This window comes from Burkholderia stagnalis, from assembly GCF_039848545.1.
GTDB lineage: Bacteria > Pseudomonadota > Gammaproteobacteria > Burkholderiales > Burkholderiaceae > Burkholderia > Burkholderia stagnalis.
Window position 1 is genome coordinate 440,476 of the sequence record NZ_CP156687.1, and the last position, 13,260, is coordinate 453,735.

The following is a 13,260-nucleotide window of genomic DNA, read 5'->3' on the forward strand; positions in this document are numbered from 1 at the left end:
GTGTGCCGCCTGCGGGCATGGGTGTTGCGAACGCTGCGGCACCCGATCAGGAGGGCATCGATGCCACGGTCTATCGGACCGGCCATCGGCGCTGCGGAGGGCGAGCATGCGTATGCGTCCGGCGGCTTCCGGCGCCTGTCGCGCGCGCGGTGCAGCGCATCCGCCACGTCGAGTGGTTCCGCGATCACGTGCGCATCGCCAGCATGCTGTTCGACGGCGCGCACGGGATCGATGCGGCCCGGCCCGGGTTCGGCCTGGCGTTCAAGTGCGCCGACGCCGAGCGATGCGCCGTCTGATCGATCGAAGGAGAACGGACGATGCGACGACGCAGCCGGGCGGCCGACCGCGACGAAGCGCTGCCGGCCGGCGCGGCGCGCCGCTTGAATCGCAGCGCGATGCTCGCGCAGATGTCGCGCGCGCTCGACGCGGGCGGTGTGCACGACATGAACGCGGTGCGGCCCGCTTGCCGATTCAACGAAGGAGACGCGACATGCCCGCAATCCGACTTTCCACCCGCTGCGTGGTTTGCACGTGCGCGTGCGCGATCACGGCCGCGCTCGCGGCGACGCTCGCGCTGCCCGCGGCGGCGCAGCTGCGCCCGAGTGCGCCGGCCGTCGCGAGCATGGCCGACGTGCCGGCCCAGGCGTTCCGGCGCGCCGATCGCAGGATGATGGACGCGATGGACGCCGCGCCTTACACGGGCGACGTCGATCGCGACTTCGTCGCCCACATGGCGCCGCATCACCAGGGCGCGATCGACATGGCGCACGTCGAGCTGAAATACGGCAAGAACCCGGCGCTGCGGCGGCTCGCGAACCGGATCGTCGCCATGCAGCGCGACGAGATCGCGCAGATGGCGCGCTGGCAGAAGCAGCAGGGTAGCCGGTAGCGCCCGCGGGCGAAGATGAAGGCGAAGGCGAGGGCGGCATTTCGAACAGGAGACACCATGCGCGAATCGAACGATCCAGCCGGCACCGCATCGCCTGCGGGCACGATGCCGGCCCCCAGTTACTCGCATCCCGTCACGCGCGCGTTCGAGCGGTTCGCGGCGCGCGTCACCAAGTGGGCCGGCTCGCCCGTCGCGTTCGGCTCGGCCGTCGCCGTCACGGCCGTATGGCTCGCCACCGGGCCGCTCTTTCACTACTCGGACGCGTGGCAGCTCGTGATCAACACCGGCACGACGATCATCACGTTCCTGATGGTGTTCCTGCTCCAGCGCAACCAGAATCGCGACAGCGTCGCGCTTCACCTGAAGCTCGACGAGCTGGTCGCGGCGACGCGCTCGGCGAGCGACCAGATCATCGGGATCGAGGATGCGTCGGAAGAGGAATTGCGCAGGCTCGCGAAGGCCTATCTCGACCTCGCGCACCGGGCTGCCGCGAACTGCGCCGATCCCGACGGCCGGCCCGCGCGCGGCTACGCCGACACCGATGCCGACACGCCCGAACGCCCCGCCTGACGCGCGGCCCGGCGCTTTTTTCAATCGATTGTCATTTCGGCCGCCGCGCCGCGCCGCACGGGCCGCCGCCCCGCGCGGCACGCCCCGTGCTGAAGGTCGCGGTGACACCCGGCCTTTCCGGGCATTCGTCCACGGTGCTGCCATGAATCCCCGAACTCCGATGAAACCCTTGCTGACGCTCGCGCTGGGCGTTGCCTGCGGCGCGGCCGCGATGTACCTCCTCGATCCCTCGGCCGGCCGCCGCCGGCGCGCGTACGTGCGCGACAAGACGGTCGCGGCCAAGCGCGACGCCGTCGCCTACGCGAACGCCCGCACGCGATATGCGGCCGGCCAGGCGCGCGGCGTCGTCGCCGGGCTGCGCGCGTACCTGAAGGACGACGAGACGGACGATGTGCGCCTCGCCGAGCGGGTCCGTGCGGCGCTCGGCAGGCTCGTCAGCCGGCCGCGCGCTGTCGAGGTGAGCGTCGACGGCGGTCACGTCCGGCTCACCGGGCAGGTGCCGGACGCCGAGCGTGATGCGGCGGTCAAGGGCGTCACCGACGTGCGCGGCGTGCGGACGGTCGTCGACGACTGCCTGTCGACGACAGGGCGCACGGAAAGCGCCGTGCGCGACGGCGGCGACGCCGCATCCGCGCCATGAATGCCGTCCGGCAGGCCCGCCGCGTGCGCTCGACGGGTATCGAAGCCGTCGCGTGCGGCCGCGGGCCGCCGAATGGAGCGCAGGCCCATGTCCGAAGTCCTTGAATGCCCGCCGCGCGATCGCGCTCGCCGCGTGTCGCCCGCCGTCGGCCGTGCCGGTGACGGCAGCACGGGCGGCGCTGCCCGCCCGGGGCGTGATTACCCTGGAAGCCCCGATCCGCGCACGCCGAATACGTCGAATCGCGGCAATGGGCGCGGCCCGCCGCGCAAGCGCGGCGGCGGCTCGAGCGGCGACCACGGGCAGCCGCGAAAGAAATGGCGGATCGTCCTGGCTATCGCGCTGTTCCTGTTGATCGCCATCGGCGTGGCGTGGTGGCTCGCGATGCGCAACCCGCACCTCGTCCGCATGGACGCCGACAACAACGCCGCAACGATCGCGCCGCACGCATCGCGGGCGCGGTGACTTTCCGGGGAAGCGCTCCCGCCCGCGCATCGACGCGCATGGCGGCGCCGGGAGCGACAGTGATCAGTTTCGTCTGTTTCGGGACGCCGCCGCCATGTCGATCGCGTTGAGCCGCGCGCGCAGCCCGCACACCAGCGGCTGCAGGCTCGGCGGAATGTCGGCGATCGCGTCGATGCGCGTGCGCCAGTAGTCGGGCAGCAACACGACCGTGGCCTTGCGGGTGGAAGGCCCGGCTTCGTTGAGCCGTTCGAGCTGCAGGACCATCGCGTCGATGTGCGCCAGCTCCTGCACGACGAAATCCCGGGAATTCATGCTTCTCATCGGATTACCTCACGCGGTCGTTCCGAAGGGCGCCGCGATGGCGCGGCGCCCGTATCGGCGGCTATCGCTTTGCCGCCTGCTGTTCCTGCTCGAGCCCGCGTCTGGCGCTCTTCGACGCCGCCGCGACGGCCACGTCGAAGTTGCTGCGCGCGACCTCGACCGCCTGCTGCCCCGTGTTGCCGAGGGTCTGATACAGCGTATTGGCCGCGACGATCGCGGAGTTCCACGCCGCTACCGCGGCTTCGGGGCCGGACGGCGCGTTTCTCGCCGCATCTTCGACGAACGCCTGGATCCGGTGCACGTAGGCATCGCCGCCTGTCTGGGCAACCTTGAGCACTTCGGCCTGGCTGGACGACACGATGCCGAGAAACTCGCGGGTGTAGGACTGGAGTTTCTCGGCCATGGGCGCGGCGATCGAGCCCTGGAAGGCCAGCCAGTCCTGCGGTTTTTCAACCGCGTTCTGTGCAACCGCCCAAGCGTCGTTCAATGTCGATCGGGTGAATTGCGCATTGAGTTCGGCCAGTTTCCCGACGCCCTCGAGCATCGTGCCGGCCAGACCGAATACGACGTCGAGGTTCGCGCGTTGCGCGCTTGAAACCAGCTCCTGGGTTTTCATGATCTACGATCTCCTGATTGAAAAAGTGGTGCGGGGGTCATCCCCTCATTGGCGCATGCGTCGCTCGACGAGCGAACGCCGCTCAGCGGGTTCGCATCACGACGCGCAGCAGCGATTCGCCCTCATTCGTCACACGAGGGCGATGCGCGCCGGAGGCGAGTTGTTCAAGCACGACGAGCTGCTGCTCGAGCAGCGTATCGAGCGCTTCGCGGTCCATGTCGATCTGGTCGGGCGATGCCTTGACCACCATGAGCGCCGCGATTTCGTGAGGGCTCAGCATATTTGTCTCCTGGGATTCGGAACGAGCAATCCTTGCCGCTTCTTTTTTGAATAGACCGGGACAGCATCGACGCGCGAACGCGTCATGCGCGCCGAATGCAGTCAATCCCGTTTGATGCGCACGACGTGGCGGGTGATATCCCTGACGAGCGTCAGCCTCGGATGCGGGCGAGCGATGGCGATCGAATTCGCTGCCTCTTGTGAATGCGTGTTACCGCGTTCCTGCGCGACTGCGGAATTCGAAACCACTGCCATATGAAACAACGTGACGGTCAGTTGCAGGCGTGTGTCGCCGAGCATCTCGGCGATGTCGTCGGTGTTCAGCGAACTCGATCCGACGATATCGACCGTCATCGATTCCTTGCCCGTGCTCCTGTCGACATGCATGCCCCAGCGACAGACTCGTGCGCCGCTCCTCGTGAGGCATCGCCATACGGCGATGACTTGAAGCTTGCCGGTGGCGGCTTGAAACGAGAGTCTCTGGACGACCATTTCGGCGATCCGTGAAATGACGATCGCGCCTGAAAAAAGGCTGTACCAAGGATATGACGGGGGCGATGAAAAAGTACATCGCGGTTTCGTGTCCGTATGCGCAGCTTTACGGACAGCAGCACAGGCCATGGATGAGGCCGTCTGTCACTGCGCTGTCCCGCCCGCATGTCAACGAAAAGGCATGCGAAACATGCAGCACGGAACTTGCGCGCCCAACCATTTCAACCGCACGGGTTGACGCGATGAATCTCGATGCACGAGCGCGTTACCGGTTCTGTCCTTGCAAAACCGTCGACGACGTTTTCACTAATGAAGAATGTGTTCGCGAGGCGAATGACTACACTTGAATCATCGGCAACATCGGAGGCAATTTGACCCACCGCGACTTCATTGCAGTCGGTACGTCATCGGGTGGCGTCGACGCCCTCCGTACCCTCGTTTCCCGGCTTCCTCGCGACTTGCCCGCTACGATCGCGATCGTGTTGCATGTCGGTGCGCACGACAGCCTCCTGCCGTCATTCCTGAGCGCAGCGGGCCCGCTGCGCGCCGTCCACGCCGAAGACGGCGAAACGTATTTCCCCGGCAGAATTTACGTCGCGCCGCCCGATCACCACCTGATCGTCGAAGGCACGCATCTTCGGCTGCTGCACGGTGCAAAGGAAAACTTCGCGCGGCCGGCGATCGATCCGTTGTTTCGCAGTGTGGCCGCCGAGATGGGCCCGCGCGCCATCGGCGTGATCCTGACGGGCCTGCTGGACGACGGCGCGGCCGGTCTCGATGCGATCCAGTCGTGCGGCGGCGCCACGATCGTCCAGGATCCCGCCGAAGCGTTCGCCGGCGACATGCCGCGGCATGCGTCGCCTTACGCCGATTACGTGCTGCCGCTGGACGGCCTCGCGAACCGGCTGGTCGAACTGGCCGGCAACCCGCTGGACATCTCGACGACCGACGAGTCCGCCCGGCGCCGCGCCAGCGAGCAGGTCGCCAGCGAGCAGCGCGCGTGGACCGCCAGCGAAGGGCCGCCCGACGCGCTGAGCCGCATCGCGAGCCCGTCCACGCTGACCTGTCCGGAATGCGGCGGCACGCTCTGGCGTCTGACGAATTCCCGCCTGCTGCGCTACCGGTGCCATACGGGGCACGCATACTCCGCTGCGTCCCTGGCGCAGGGCCGCAGCGAGGACGTCGAGCGCACGCTGCGCGACGCGCTGCGCGCACTGCACGAGAGCGAGACGATGAGCCGTACGCTAGGCGAGCATTTCGGCCGCTGCGGCGACCTCGCCGCGCAGGAGGGACAGGAGGCGGCGGCGCACCGCGCCGGCGAAGCGGCAAAATTCTTGCAGTCGATCCTGCTGGAGGGATAATAGCGATCTACGCGCATCTTGGCGCAAGCAGGCCAAGGCGCCTGCCCGACCTTGGCCGCGGATACTATTTTTTCTGACAGGACCAGCAGCGATGTCGAAAAGACGCGGGCAGACACTCCCCGGCCAGGCCTCATATCCGGTCGTCGGTATCGGCGCATCGGCGGGCGGGTTGAGTGCGCTCCTGGAGTTCTTCGAAGCCCTGCCGGCACACACGTCGATGGCGTTCGTCGTGGTCGTGCATCTGGCCCCCGATCACGCGAGCAACCTGGCCGGCCTGCTGCAGAAGGCCACCGGCATGCCCGTGATGGAAGTCACGAGCGCCACGCCGATCGAGCCCGACCACGTCTACCTGATCGCGCCCTCGCTCGAGCTGACCATGGTCGACGACTATCTGCGGGTTGCCCCCCATCGGCCGGAGGAAAGCGGGCGCAGGGCCGCCATCGATCTGTTTTTCCGCACGCTGGCCGAAGCGCACCGCGAACGCGCGATCGGCATCGTGCTGTCCGGCGCGGGCTCGGATGGTTCCGTCGGGCTGTCGAGGATCAAGGAAATGGGCGGCGTGACGCTCGCCCAGGATCCGTCGGAGGCCGAATACGACAGCATGCCGCGCAACGCCATCGCCACCGGCATGGTCGATTTCGTGGCCACCGCGGCGGAGATGCCGCAGCGGCTGATGGACCTGTGGCTGACCGCGAAGGAGATTCACCTGCCGCTCGTCGACAACGACGAGCGCCAGGAAGACCTGGTCAGCGAGGCGGCCGAGCGCGCGCTGCGCGAAATCATGATCATCCTGCGCACGCGCACCGCGCACGATTTCCGGCATTACAAACGGGCGACCGTGCTGCGCCGGATCGAACGCCGGCTGCAGGTCAACGGCATCACCGACCTGCAGGCGTACCGCGATTACCTCCATCTGCATCCGGAAGAAACCCAGGCGCTGCTGCAGGACATGCTGATCAGCGTCACGAACTTCTTCCGGGACAAGGAAGCGTTCGACGTGCTCGACCGCGAAGTGCTGCCCCGGTTTTTCGACGGCCGCGGCGAGCAGGATCGCATCCGTGTGTGGTCGGTCGGCTGCGCGACCGGGGAAGAGGCGTATTCGGTGGCGATGCTGCTGCAGGAGCGCTCGCTGAAATCGGCCGAGGGCATTTCGTTCCAGGTGTTCGCGACCGACATCGACGAGCGCGCGATCTCGTTTGCCCGCGCCGGCCTCTATCCGGAGTCGATTCTCGCCGACGTGGCGCCGGGCCGCGTGCGCCAGTTCTTCACGAAGGACGCCGCGCACTACCGGATCAAGAAGGAATTGCGCGAGCACATGCTGTTCGCGCATCACAACGTGCTGAGCGACCCGCCGTTCTCGCGGCTCGACCTGATCTGCTGCCGCAACCTGCTGATCTAGCAGGACCGCGAAGCCCAGATCGAGATCCTGAAGATGTTTCATTTCGCGCTGCGGCCGGGCGGGGTGCTGTTTCTCGGCAGTTCCGAATCGGCCGACAGCGTCAGTTCGATGTTCACCGTGGTCGACAAGCGCAACCGCATCTACCGTGCGAACATGGCGGTGCGCGGCGACACGCCGCTTCCGGTCGCGATTACCGGCACGATGAGCGCGCGGCCGGTCGTCACGACCATCCAGCCGCCGGGGCGCCGCCGCTTCTCGTTCGGCGACCTGCACCAGCGCCTCGTCGAGCAGCATGCGCCGCCGAGCGTGCTCGTCAGCCGCGATTCCGAGATCGTCCACCTGTCCGATCGCGCCGGGCGCTTCCTGCAGTATTCGGGGGGCGAACCGTCCCACAACATCATCGCCGTGGTGCGCCCCGAATTGCGGCTCGAGCTGCGCACCGCGATCTATCAGGCGCTGCACACGAATCGCAGCGTGGAGGCGCGGCGGGTGCGGATCGAGCGCGACGCGCGTTCGTATTTCGTCAACATGACCGCGCGCCCCGTGCACGACCCGGAAGCCAATGCGGATTTCGTGCTGGTGCTGTTCGACGAAGTCGAGGACAGCGTGAGCAGCGTGGAAACGTCGACGGTCGATACGCACAAGGATCCGATCATCAGCCAGCTCGAGCGCGAGCTGCAGCGCACGAAGGAGCAGCTCCAGTCGACCATCGAGCAATCGGAAACCTCGACGGAGGAATTGAAGGCGTCCAACGAGGAGCTGCAGGCCATCAACGAGGAATTGCGCTCTGCGACGGAAGAACTCGAAACCAGCAAGGAAGAGCTGCAGTCGATCAACGAGGAGCTGACCACCGTCAATGCCGAGCTGAAGTCGAAGGTCGAGGAAACCGGCAAGATCAACGACGACCTGCAGAACCTGATCGCCGCGAACGACATCGGCACGATCTTCGTCGACCGCAATATCTGCATCAAGCGCTACACGCCGCGGGCGACGGACGTGTTCAGCATCATTCCGTCGGATATCGGCCGCTCGCTGCTGGACATCACGCACCGGCTCGAATACGACAAGCTTCCCGACGATGCGGCCGAGGCGTTCGATTCGCTGCGCCTGATCGAGCGGGAGCTGCGCAGCAACGACGGCCGCTGGTATCTTGCGCGCTTCGTGCCCTACCGCACGACGGAAGACCGCATCGACGGCGCGGTGCTGTCGTTCATCGACATCACCGACCGCCGGCGCGCGGAAGACCGGCTGCGCGAAGGCGAACGGCGGATGCGCATCGTCGCCGAGGGCACCAAGGATTACGCGATCATCACGTTCGACGACGCCGGGCTCGTCACCAGCTGGAACGCGGGCGCGGAGCGGATCTTCGGGTATACCGAAGCGGAAATGATCGGGCAGTCCGCGGACCTCCTGTCGACCGACGAAGATCGGGTCAATCACGTCGCCCAGCGCGAATTCGCGGAGGCGCGCCTGAACGGGCGCACCGAAGAGGAGCGCTGGCATCAGCGCAAGGACGGCACCCGTTTCTTCGCGAGCGGCGTGCTGTCGCGCCTCGACGAGCCCGGCATCAGCGGGTTCGCGAAGATCGCGCGCGATCTCGGGGAGTTCGCGCTGACCGACAAGGCCGGCCGCGACGCGCCGGCCGAGCAGCTGCGCGACGCCGGCGAACACGATGCGCTGCGCCGCCGCGACGAATTTCTTGCCGTGGTCTCGCACGAGCTCAAGAATCCGCTCAATCTCATCTCGGCGAGCGCGGAACTGATCGCGCGTGCGCCGGAATCGCGGCAAAACCTGAATATTTCGCGCGCCGCCGATACGATCCGGCGCACCATCATCGGTCAGGCGCAGATCATCGACGATCTGCTCGATATCTCGCGCGTACGCACCGGCAAGCTGTCGGTCGTGCGCACGCCGGTCGACATGCGGGAGATCGTGCAGCGCGTCACCCATGCGGTGCGGGACGAAGCGAACCAGCGCGGCCTGGCGCTCCATGTCGCGATGACGGACTCGCCCGTCATCGTCCATGCCGACCTCACGCGCATCGAACAGATCGTCTGGAACCTGGTCAGCAACGCGTTGAAGTTCACGAGCCGCGGGTCGGTGGACGTGTCGCTGCAGGTCGACGAGCATGCCGACGCCGTGCTGCAGGTGGCCGATACCGGCAGCGGCATCGAGCCGTCGCTGCTGCCTTACGTGTTCGACATGTTCCAGCAAAGCCGCGATTCCACAGCGCGCCGCGCGGGCCTCGGCATCGGCCTCGCGCTGGTCCGGGATCTCGTGAACCTGCATGGCGGCGTCGTGCGGGCGGAATCGACCGGCATCGGCCTCGGCGCGACGTTCACGGTGACGCTGCCGACGTACCGCGCGCTCGTCGCGGCGGATTCTTCCGCCAAAAGCTCGGCCGACACGTTGCAGGGCCTGCACGTCCTGATGGTCGACGACGATGCGGACACGGTCGAAACGTTCAAGCTGCTGCTGGAAAGCGAGGGCGCGATCGTCCGGACGGCGACGAGCGGCGAGGAAGCGCTGTCGACGCTCGACGGCCATGTGCCGGACGTCGTGCTGTCCGATATCGGCATGCCGGGCATGGATGGGCTCGCCTTCGTCGGGAAGCTGCGCGAAGCGCCGGCACTGAAATCGGTGATCTGCATCGCACTGAGCGGGTACGCCCAGGAAGCGGACGTGAAGCAGGCGCAACAGGCCGGCTTCGATGCGCACCTGAAAAAACCCGTGACGCTCGACGATCTGATGTCGGTCTTTCTGCGCTTGCGGAGTTGACGCGCGTTCCATCGGCGCGGCAACCGGCCTGGCTTTTCAGGCGGTACTACGACCAACGGGCGGCAGGCGGGAACGCGAATTGCGGCCTGTTTCGCCCAGGCTCGGCAGCGGGCATTCATCCGGGGCCGAGCGGTCAGTGCCAGGCGAGACATGATGGAAAGGAGCAGTAACCGCGGCGCAAGCGCGAAAGCACTGTTCGACGAAGCGAACCGGCGGCTCGAAGCGGCCGAGGCACGCATCCGGGCGCTGTTCGCGAACCCGCTCGCGGATGAAGCCACCCGGCAAGCGGCATTGGAAGCGTATCAGGAGGCGCGCCTGCTCTCGCTGAGTGCCGAAGCCGTATTGCGCAGCGCGACGATCGTCGACGCCCCGCCGCGGCACGCGGGCCGGCGCATCGTGATTCTGCGGGGCAGCGCGCACGTCGGGGAATCGATTGCGCTGCTGTTGCGCCTGCGAGGATTCAGAACGTCCGTGGTGCCGAAACATCGCGCCGAAGAATCGTTTTCGCATGGGCCGGCCGAGGCAGTCATCGTCGACGTGGAACGCGATCCCGACGAGGCCTGCGGGCTCGCCGCCAACATGCTCGAGACGTATCCGGATACACGTATCGTTGCAATGGTTCCGCCCACGCTGGGGGGGTACGCGTGGCGCGGGTTCGACATCGTTCTCGTGAAGCCGGCCTCGATCGACATGATCCTGCACGCCATTGCGGGTGATACCGGTGCGTAACGGAAGCGACCTATTCGCCAGCAGCCTCGCACGTCTCGGAGAGGGTCTTGATACGAACCTTTTTCTACGTCAACAGCTCAGTCGATGCCGCATTCCCCGAGCAGGAACTGATTGCCTTCGACAAAGCCGGCTACACCGTCGTCCTCAGCCGCGTCGCCATCGATCGGGTGCCGCCGTTCGTCGCCGCGGCCGAGCGGCCGGAACTGTCGGGCCTGCTGAGGCGCGCCGCGCCGGGCGACTCGCTGGTGGTGCTGGAACTGTCCGCGCTCGGGTGCAACGTGCGCGATGCGCTGTCCACGCTGATGCAATGCCGCGGCAAGAAGATGTCCGTGCTGTGTGTCGAGATCGGCAACGTCGACCTCGCCAGCCGCCCCGAACCGCAAGCGATCAAGACGCTCAGGGCGGTGAGCCGGATGGAAACCGCGGCGCGAAGCCAGCGCGGCAAGACGAGCCTGCAATCCGCGCAGGACAACGGCAAACGCATCGGCCGGCCAACCTCGCTGTCGCGGCACGATCGAGACCGCGTGATGCGCTCGCTCGACAAGGGCCTGTCGGTCAGCGAGATCGCGCGCAGGTTCGGCACGTCCCGCCAGACCATCATGCGCATACGGGCCTCGTCGGCGCCCGCCGAGGCCGCGGAAAGCTGACCGCTCGCCACGGGGGGCCGCAGGCGCCCGAACCCGAAATGGGGTTGTCACGGCTGTGCAGGCCCGGAGCGCCGCTGTAGTGTTGTCCTCGCCACGCGTGCGCATCAGGGGCCAGCCGTCAGCCGACCGGGAGGATCGATGGATCGCCGCCATTTCCTCCGGTCGTCGGCTTTTTTCACGATCGCGGCCGCCACCGGCGCGCTTGACGCCCCTCGATCCGCCGCGCCCGGCGCCGCGGCGCACCAGGGTCGCGACCGGTTCCCGCAAGGTGTCGCCAGCGGCGATCCGCACGATCGCTCGATCGTGTTCTGGACGCGGTGCGTGCCGGCGCGCGACGGTGCGCGCGCGGTCTCGCTGCGGCTCGACGTCTCCACGCAAGCGGATTTCTCGACGCGCGTCGCCAGCGTTCCGCTGAGGGCGCTGGCCGCCTACGACTACACCGTGCGGGCGAAGGTCACGGCGCTCTCGCCGAAAACCTCGTACCACTATCGGTTCGTCGCCGGCGACGACGCGAGCGTGACCGGCGTGGCCCGCACGGCCCCGGACGCGGACGAGGCCAACGACCAGGTTCGCTTCGCGTGGCTCACCTGCCAGGACTGGAGCGTCAATCACTGGCAGGCGATGAGCCTGCTCGCGGCCGAGCGCGATCTCGATTTCGTCGTGCACGTGGGCGACTACATCTACGAAACGATCGGGGCCGCGAAGCCCCGCGCGGTCGAAGCCGCGCATCCGCCGTTGCGGCTGCCGGACGGCAAGCGGCTCGCCGACGGCGGCATGTACGCCGACACGCTCGACGACTATCGTGCGCTCTATCGAACCTATCGCACCGACCCGCGCTTGCAGACGCTGCACCAGCGCCTGCCGATGATCGCGATATGGGACGACCACGAGTTTTCCGACGACTGCTGGCAGGATCACCAGGTCTACACCAACGAGGAACGGCAGGAGACCCGGCGGCGCCGCGACGCCAGCCGTGCCTGGGCGGAATACATGCCGGTGGACTGGAGCGACGTGCGCTTCGAGCCGGACGATTCGTCGTACGCCAACATCCGCCTCTACCGCGCGTTCCGCTTCGGCACGCTGATGCATCTCGTGATGACGGACGAGCGGCTGTATCGCGACGACCATGTCGTGAGCGAGGCGGCGATTGCCCGCACGCGCGGGCACGATCCGGTGCAGGGCGACGACGCGGCCGGCTCGCGCTACTTCGTCAAGCAGGACGTGCTGCAGCGCTTCGAGGCGCGCGATACCGCGCAGCTCGGCCGCGCGCCGTCGATGCTCGGCCCGGAGCAGGCGCAGTGGTGGAAGGCCACGTTGAAGCACTCGCCGGCGATCTGGAAGGTGTGGGGCAACGAGGTGATGCTGAATCGCCTGTGGGTCGTGATGCCGGGCGCGCCCAAGAACCCGGCGGCACGCCTCGTGGTCGACTGCGACGCATGGGATGGCTACCCGGCGCACAAGCACGAATTGCTCGCTTACCTGAAGGAGCAGGGGATCCGCAACGTCGTCGCGATCAGCGGGGATCTGCACGCGTTTCAGTGCGGCGTCGTGCGCGATGACCCCGATCCCGCGACGGGCGTGCCCGTGATCGTCGATTTCGTCTGCGCGGGCATCAGCAGCACGTCCTTCCATGCGTATGTGAAAGCGGCATGGCGCGGCACGCCGTTTGCGTCGCTGGCGGCCACGCCGGCCAGGCTGGACGCCTTCCTGATGGACAACAACCCCGATCTGCACCACGCGGATCACGACGCGCAGGGCTACGCGTCGGCCACCGTCACGCCCGAGCACTTTTCCGTGGTGTTCAACAAGGTGAAGCCGTTGAACCCCGACGGCAGCGCGCCCGCGGACGCGTTGCTCGACCGCACGCGGCTGACGGTGCCGAGGGATACGGTCGAGGTGCGGGTCGAGCGGCTCTAGCCTCCATAGTCCGTTCAGGCGTGAAACGCATGTCCACTCAGTGTGGACGCAACGCCACCTTGAATTCCGATGTCCTGAATTAAGATTCAGCCGGCGCTTCGATGTCGCATCGAGCGGCCCGGCGATCGGTCGGCCGATGATCGTGGAGGAGAGAGCCATC

13 protein-coding genes and 1 pseudogene are annotated in these 13,260 nt (G+C 67.1%); 10 read left to right on the plus strand and 4 right to left on the minus strand.

Annotation, left to right across the window (positions count from 1 at the left end; genetic code table 11):
- The first annotated feature begins 17 nt into the window (after positions 1 to 17).
- The 5 genes from ABFO07_RS34820 to ABFO07_RS32715 all read left to right on the plus strand — a co-directional run bounded on the left by ABFO07_RS34820 (position 18) and on the right by ABFO07_RS32715 (position 2,561).
- Entirely contained in the window at positions 18 to 296 is a 279-nt protein-coding gene (locus ABFO07_RS34820; protein ID WP_430733085.1) for a hypothetical protein, read from the plus strand.
- A gap of 194 nt (positions 297 to 490) precedes the next feature.
- Positions 491 to 889 (plus strand): CopM family metallochaperone, encoded by a 399-nt coding sequence (copM, locus tag ABFO07_RS32700; protein ID WP_124490606.1) that lies wholly within the window; start codon positions 491 to 493, stop codon positions 887 to 889.
- A 57-nt stretch (positions 890 to 946) separates the two neighbouring features.
- Positions 947 to 1,459 (plus strand): low affinity iron permease family protein, encoded by a 513-nt coding sequence (locus tag ABFO07_RS32705; protein ID WP_430733087.1) that lies wholly within the window; start codon positions 947 to 949, stop codon positions 1,457 to 1,459.
- Between the two features lie 160 nt (positions 1,460 to 1,619).
- Positions 1,620 to 2,099, plus strand: coding sequence for a BON domain-containing protein (locus ABFO07_RS32710; protein WP_260427035.1), 480 nt, complete (start codon positions 1,620 to 1,622; stop codon positions 2,097 to 2,099).
- 72 nt (positions 2,100 to 2,171) lie between these two features.
- Positions 2,172 to 2,561 (plus strand): hypothetical protein, encoded by a 390-nt coding sequence (locus ABFO07_RS32715; RefSeq protein ID WP_124490603.1) that lies wholly within the window; start codon positions 2,172 to 2,174, stop codon positions 2,559 to 2,561.
- A gap of 63 nt (positions 2,562 to 2,624) precedes the next feature.
- On the opposite strand, the gene ABFO07_RS32720 is transcribed toward ABFO07_RS32715, so the two are convergent.
- From ABFO07_RS32720 to ABFO07_RS32735, 4 genes are all read right to left on the minus strand, one after another.
- Positions 2,625 to 2,873 carry a hypothetical protein gene (locus tag ABFO07_RS32720; protein ID WP_059891722.1) on the minus strand — a complete coding sequence of 83 codons (249 nt, stop codon included), beginning with the start codon at positions 2,871 to 2,873 and terminating at the stop codon, positions 2,625 to 2,627.
- A gap of 70 nt (positions 2,874 to 2,943) precedes the next feature.
- The gene (gene phaP, locus ABFO07_RS32725; RefSeq protein WP_059891721.1) at positions 2,944 to 3,498 is read right to left on the minus strand and encodes a TIGR01841 family phasin; all 555 of its coding nucleotides are present in this window, start codon (positions 3,496 to 3,498) and stop codon (positions 2,944 to 2,946) included.
- An 82-nt stretch (positions 3,499 to 3,580) separates the two neighbouring features.
- Positions 3,581 to 3,778, minus strand: coding sequence for a hypothetical protein (locus tag ABFO07_RS32730; protein ID WP_059891720.1), 198 nt, complete (start codon positions 3,776 to 3,778; stop codon positions 3,581 to 3,583).
- A gap of 101 nt (positions 3,779 to 3,879) precedes the next feature.
- The gene (locus ABFO07_RS32735) at positions 3,880 to 4,269 is read right to left on the minus strand and encodes a hypothetical protein (protein WP_124490601.1); all 390 of its coding nucleotides are present in this window, start codon (positions 4,267 to 4,269) and stop codon (positions 3,880 to 3,882) included.
- Positions 4,270 to 4,640: 371 nt separating this feature from the next.
- On the opposite strand from ABFO07_RS32735, the gene ABFO07_RS32740 reads away from it, so the two are divergent.
- From ABFO07_RS32740 to ABFO07_RS32760, 5 genes and pseudogenes are all read left to right on the plus strand, one after another.
- Positions 4,641 to 5,630: a chemotaxis protein CheB gene (locus ABFO07_RS32740; RefSeq protein ID WP_347469721.1), complete on the plus strand. Its 990-nt coding sequence runs from the start codon at positions 4,641 to 4,643 to the stop codon at positions 5,628 to 5,630.
- A gap of 91 nt (positions 5,631 to 5,721) precedes the next feature.
- Positions 5,722 to 9,807 (plus strand): annotated as a pseudogene (locus ABFO07_RS32745) (CheR family methyltransferase).
- Positions 9,808 to 9,957: 150 nt separating this feature from the next.
- On the plus strand, positions 9,958 to 10,536 hold the full coding sequence (locus ABFO07_RS32750) for a hypothetical protein (protein ID WP_059880456.1): 579 nt from the start codon (positions 9,958 to 9,960) through the stop codon (positions 10,534 to 10,536).
- Between the two features lie 47 nt (positions 10,537 to 10,583).
- Positions 10,584 to 11,183, plus strand: a complete 600-nt coding sequence (locus tag ABFO07_RS32755) for a recombinase family protein (RefSeq protein ID WP_059921809.1) — start codon at positions 10,584 to 10,586, stop codon at positions 11,181 to 11,183.
- A gap of 138 nt (positions 11,184 to 11,321) precedes the next feature.
- A complete protein-coding gene (locus ABFO07_RS32760; protein WP_347469722.1) occupies positions 11,322 to 13,100 on the plus strand; it encodes an alkaline phosphatase D family protein in 1,779 nt (592 codons plus the stop codon).
- Positions 13,101 to 13,260 lie beyond the last annotated feature (160 nt).

Excerpts from the sequence above, each read along its gene's own strand:
- ABFO07_RS34820 (WP_430733085.1), top strand. The coding sequence starts at position 18 with ATGGGTGTTGCGAACGCTGCGGCACCCGATCAGGAGGGCATCGATGCC.
- copM (WP_124490606.1), top strand. The coding sequence starts at position 491 with ATGCCCGCAATCCGACTTTCCACCCGCTGCGTGGTTTGCACGTGCGCG.
- ABFO07_RS32705 (WP_430733087.1), top strand. The coding sequence starts at position 947 with ATGCGCGAATCGAACGATCCAGCCGGCACCGCATCGCCTGCGGGCACG.
- ABFO07_RS32710 (WP_260427035.1), top strand. The coding sequence starts at position 1,620 with ATGAAACCCTTGCTGACGCTCGCGCTGGGCGTTGCCTGCGGCGCGGCC.
- ABFO07_RS32715 (WP_124490603.1), top strand. The coding sequence starts at position 2,172 with ATGGAGCGCAGGCCCATGTCCGAAGTCCTTGAATGCCCGCCGCGCGAT.
- ABFO07_RS32720 (WP_059891722.1), bottom strand. The coding sequence starts at position 2,873 with ATGAATTCCCGGGATTTCGTCGTGCAGGAGCTGGCGCACATCGACGCG.
- phaP (WP_059891721.1), bottom strand. The coding sequence starts at position 3,498 with ATGAAAACCCAGGAGCTGGTTTCAAGCGCGCAACGCGCGAACCTCGAC.
- ABFO07_RS32730 (WP_059891720.1), bottom strand. The coding sequence starts at position 3,778 with ATGCTGAGCCCTCACGAAATCGCGGCGCTCATGGTGGTCAAGGCATCG.
- ABFO07_RS32735 (WP_124490601.1), bottom strand. The coding sequence starts at position 4,269 with ATGGTCGTCCAGAGACTCTCGTTTCAAGCCGCCACCGGCAAGCTTCAA.
- ABFO07_RS32750 (WP_059880456.1), top strand. The coding sequence starts at position 9,958 with ATGATGGAAAGGAGCAGTAACCGCGGCGCAAGCGCGAAAGCACTGTTC.
- ABFO07_RS32760 (WP_347469722.1), top strand. The coding sequence starts at position 11,322 with ATGGATCGCCGCCATTTCCTCCGGTCGTCGGCTTTTTTCACGATCGCG.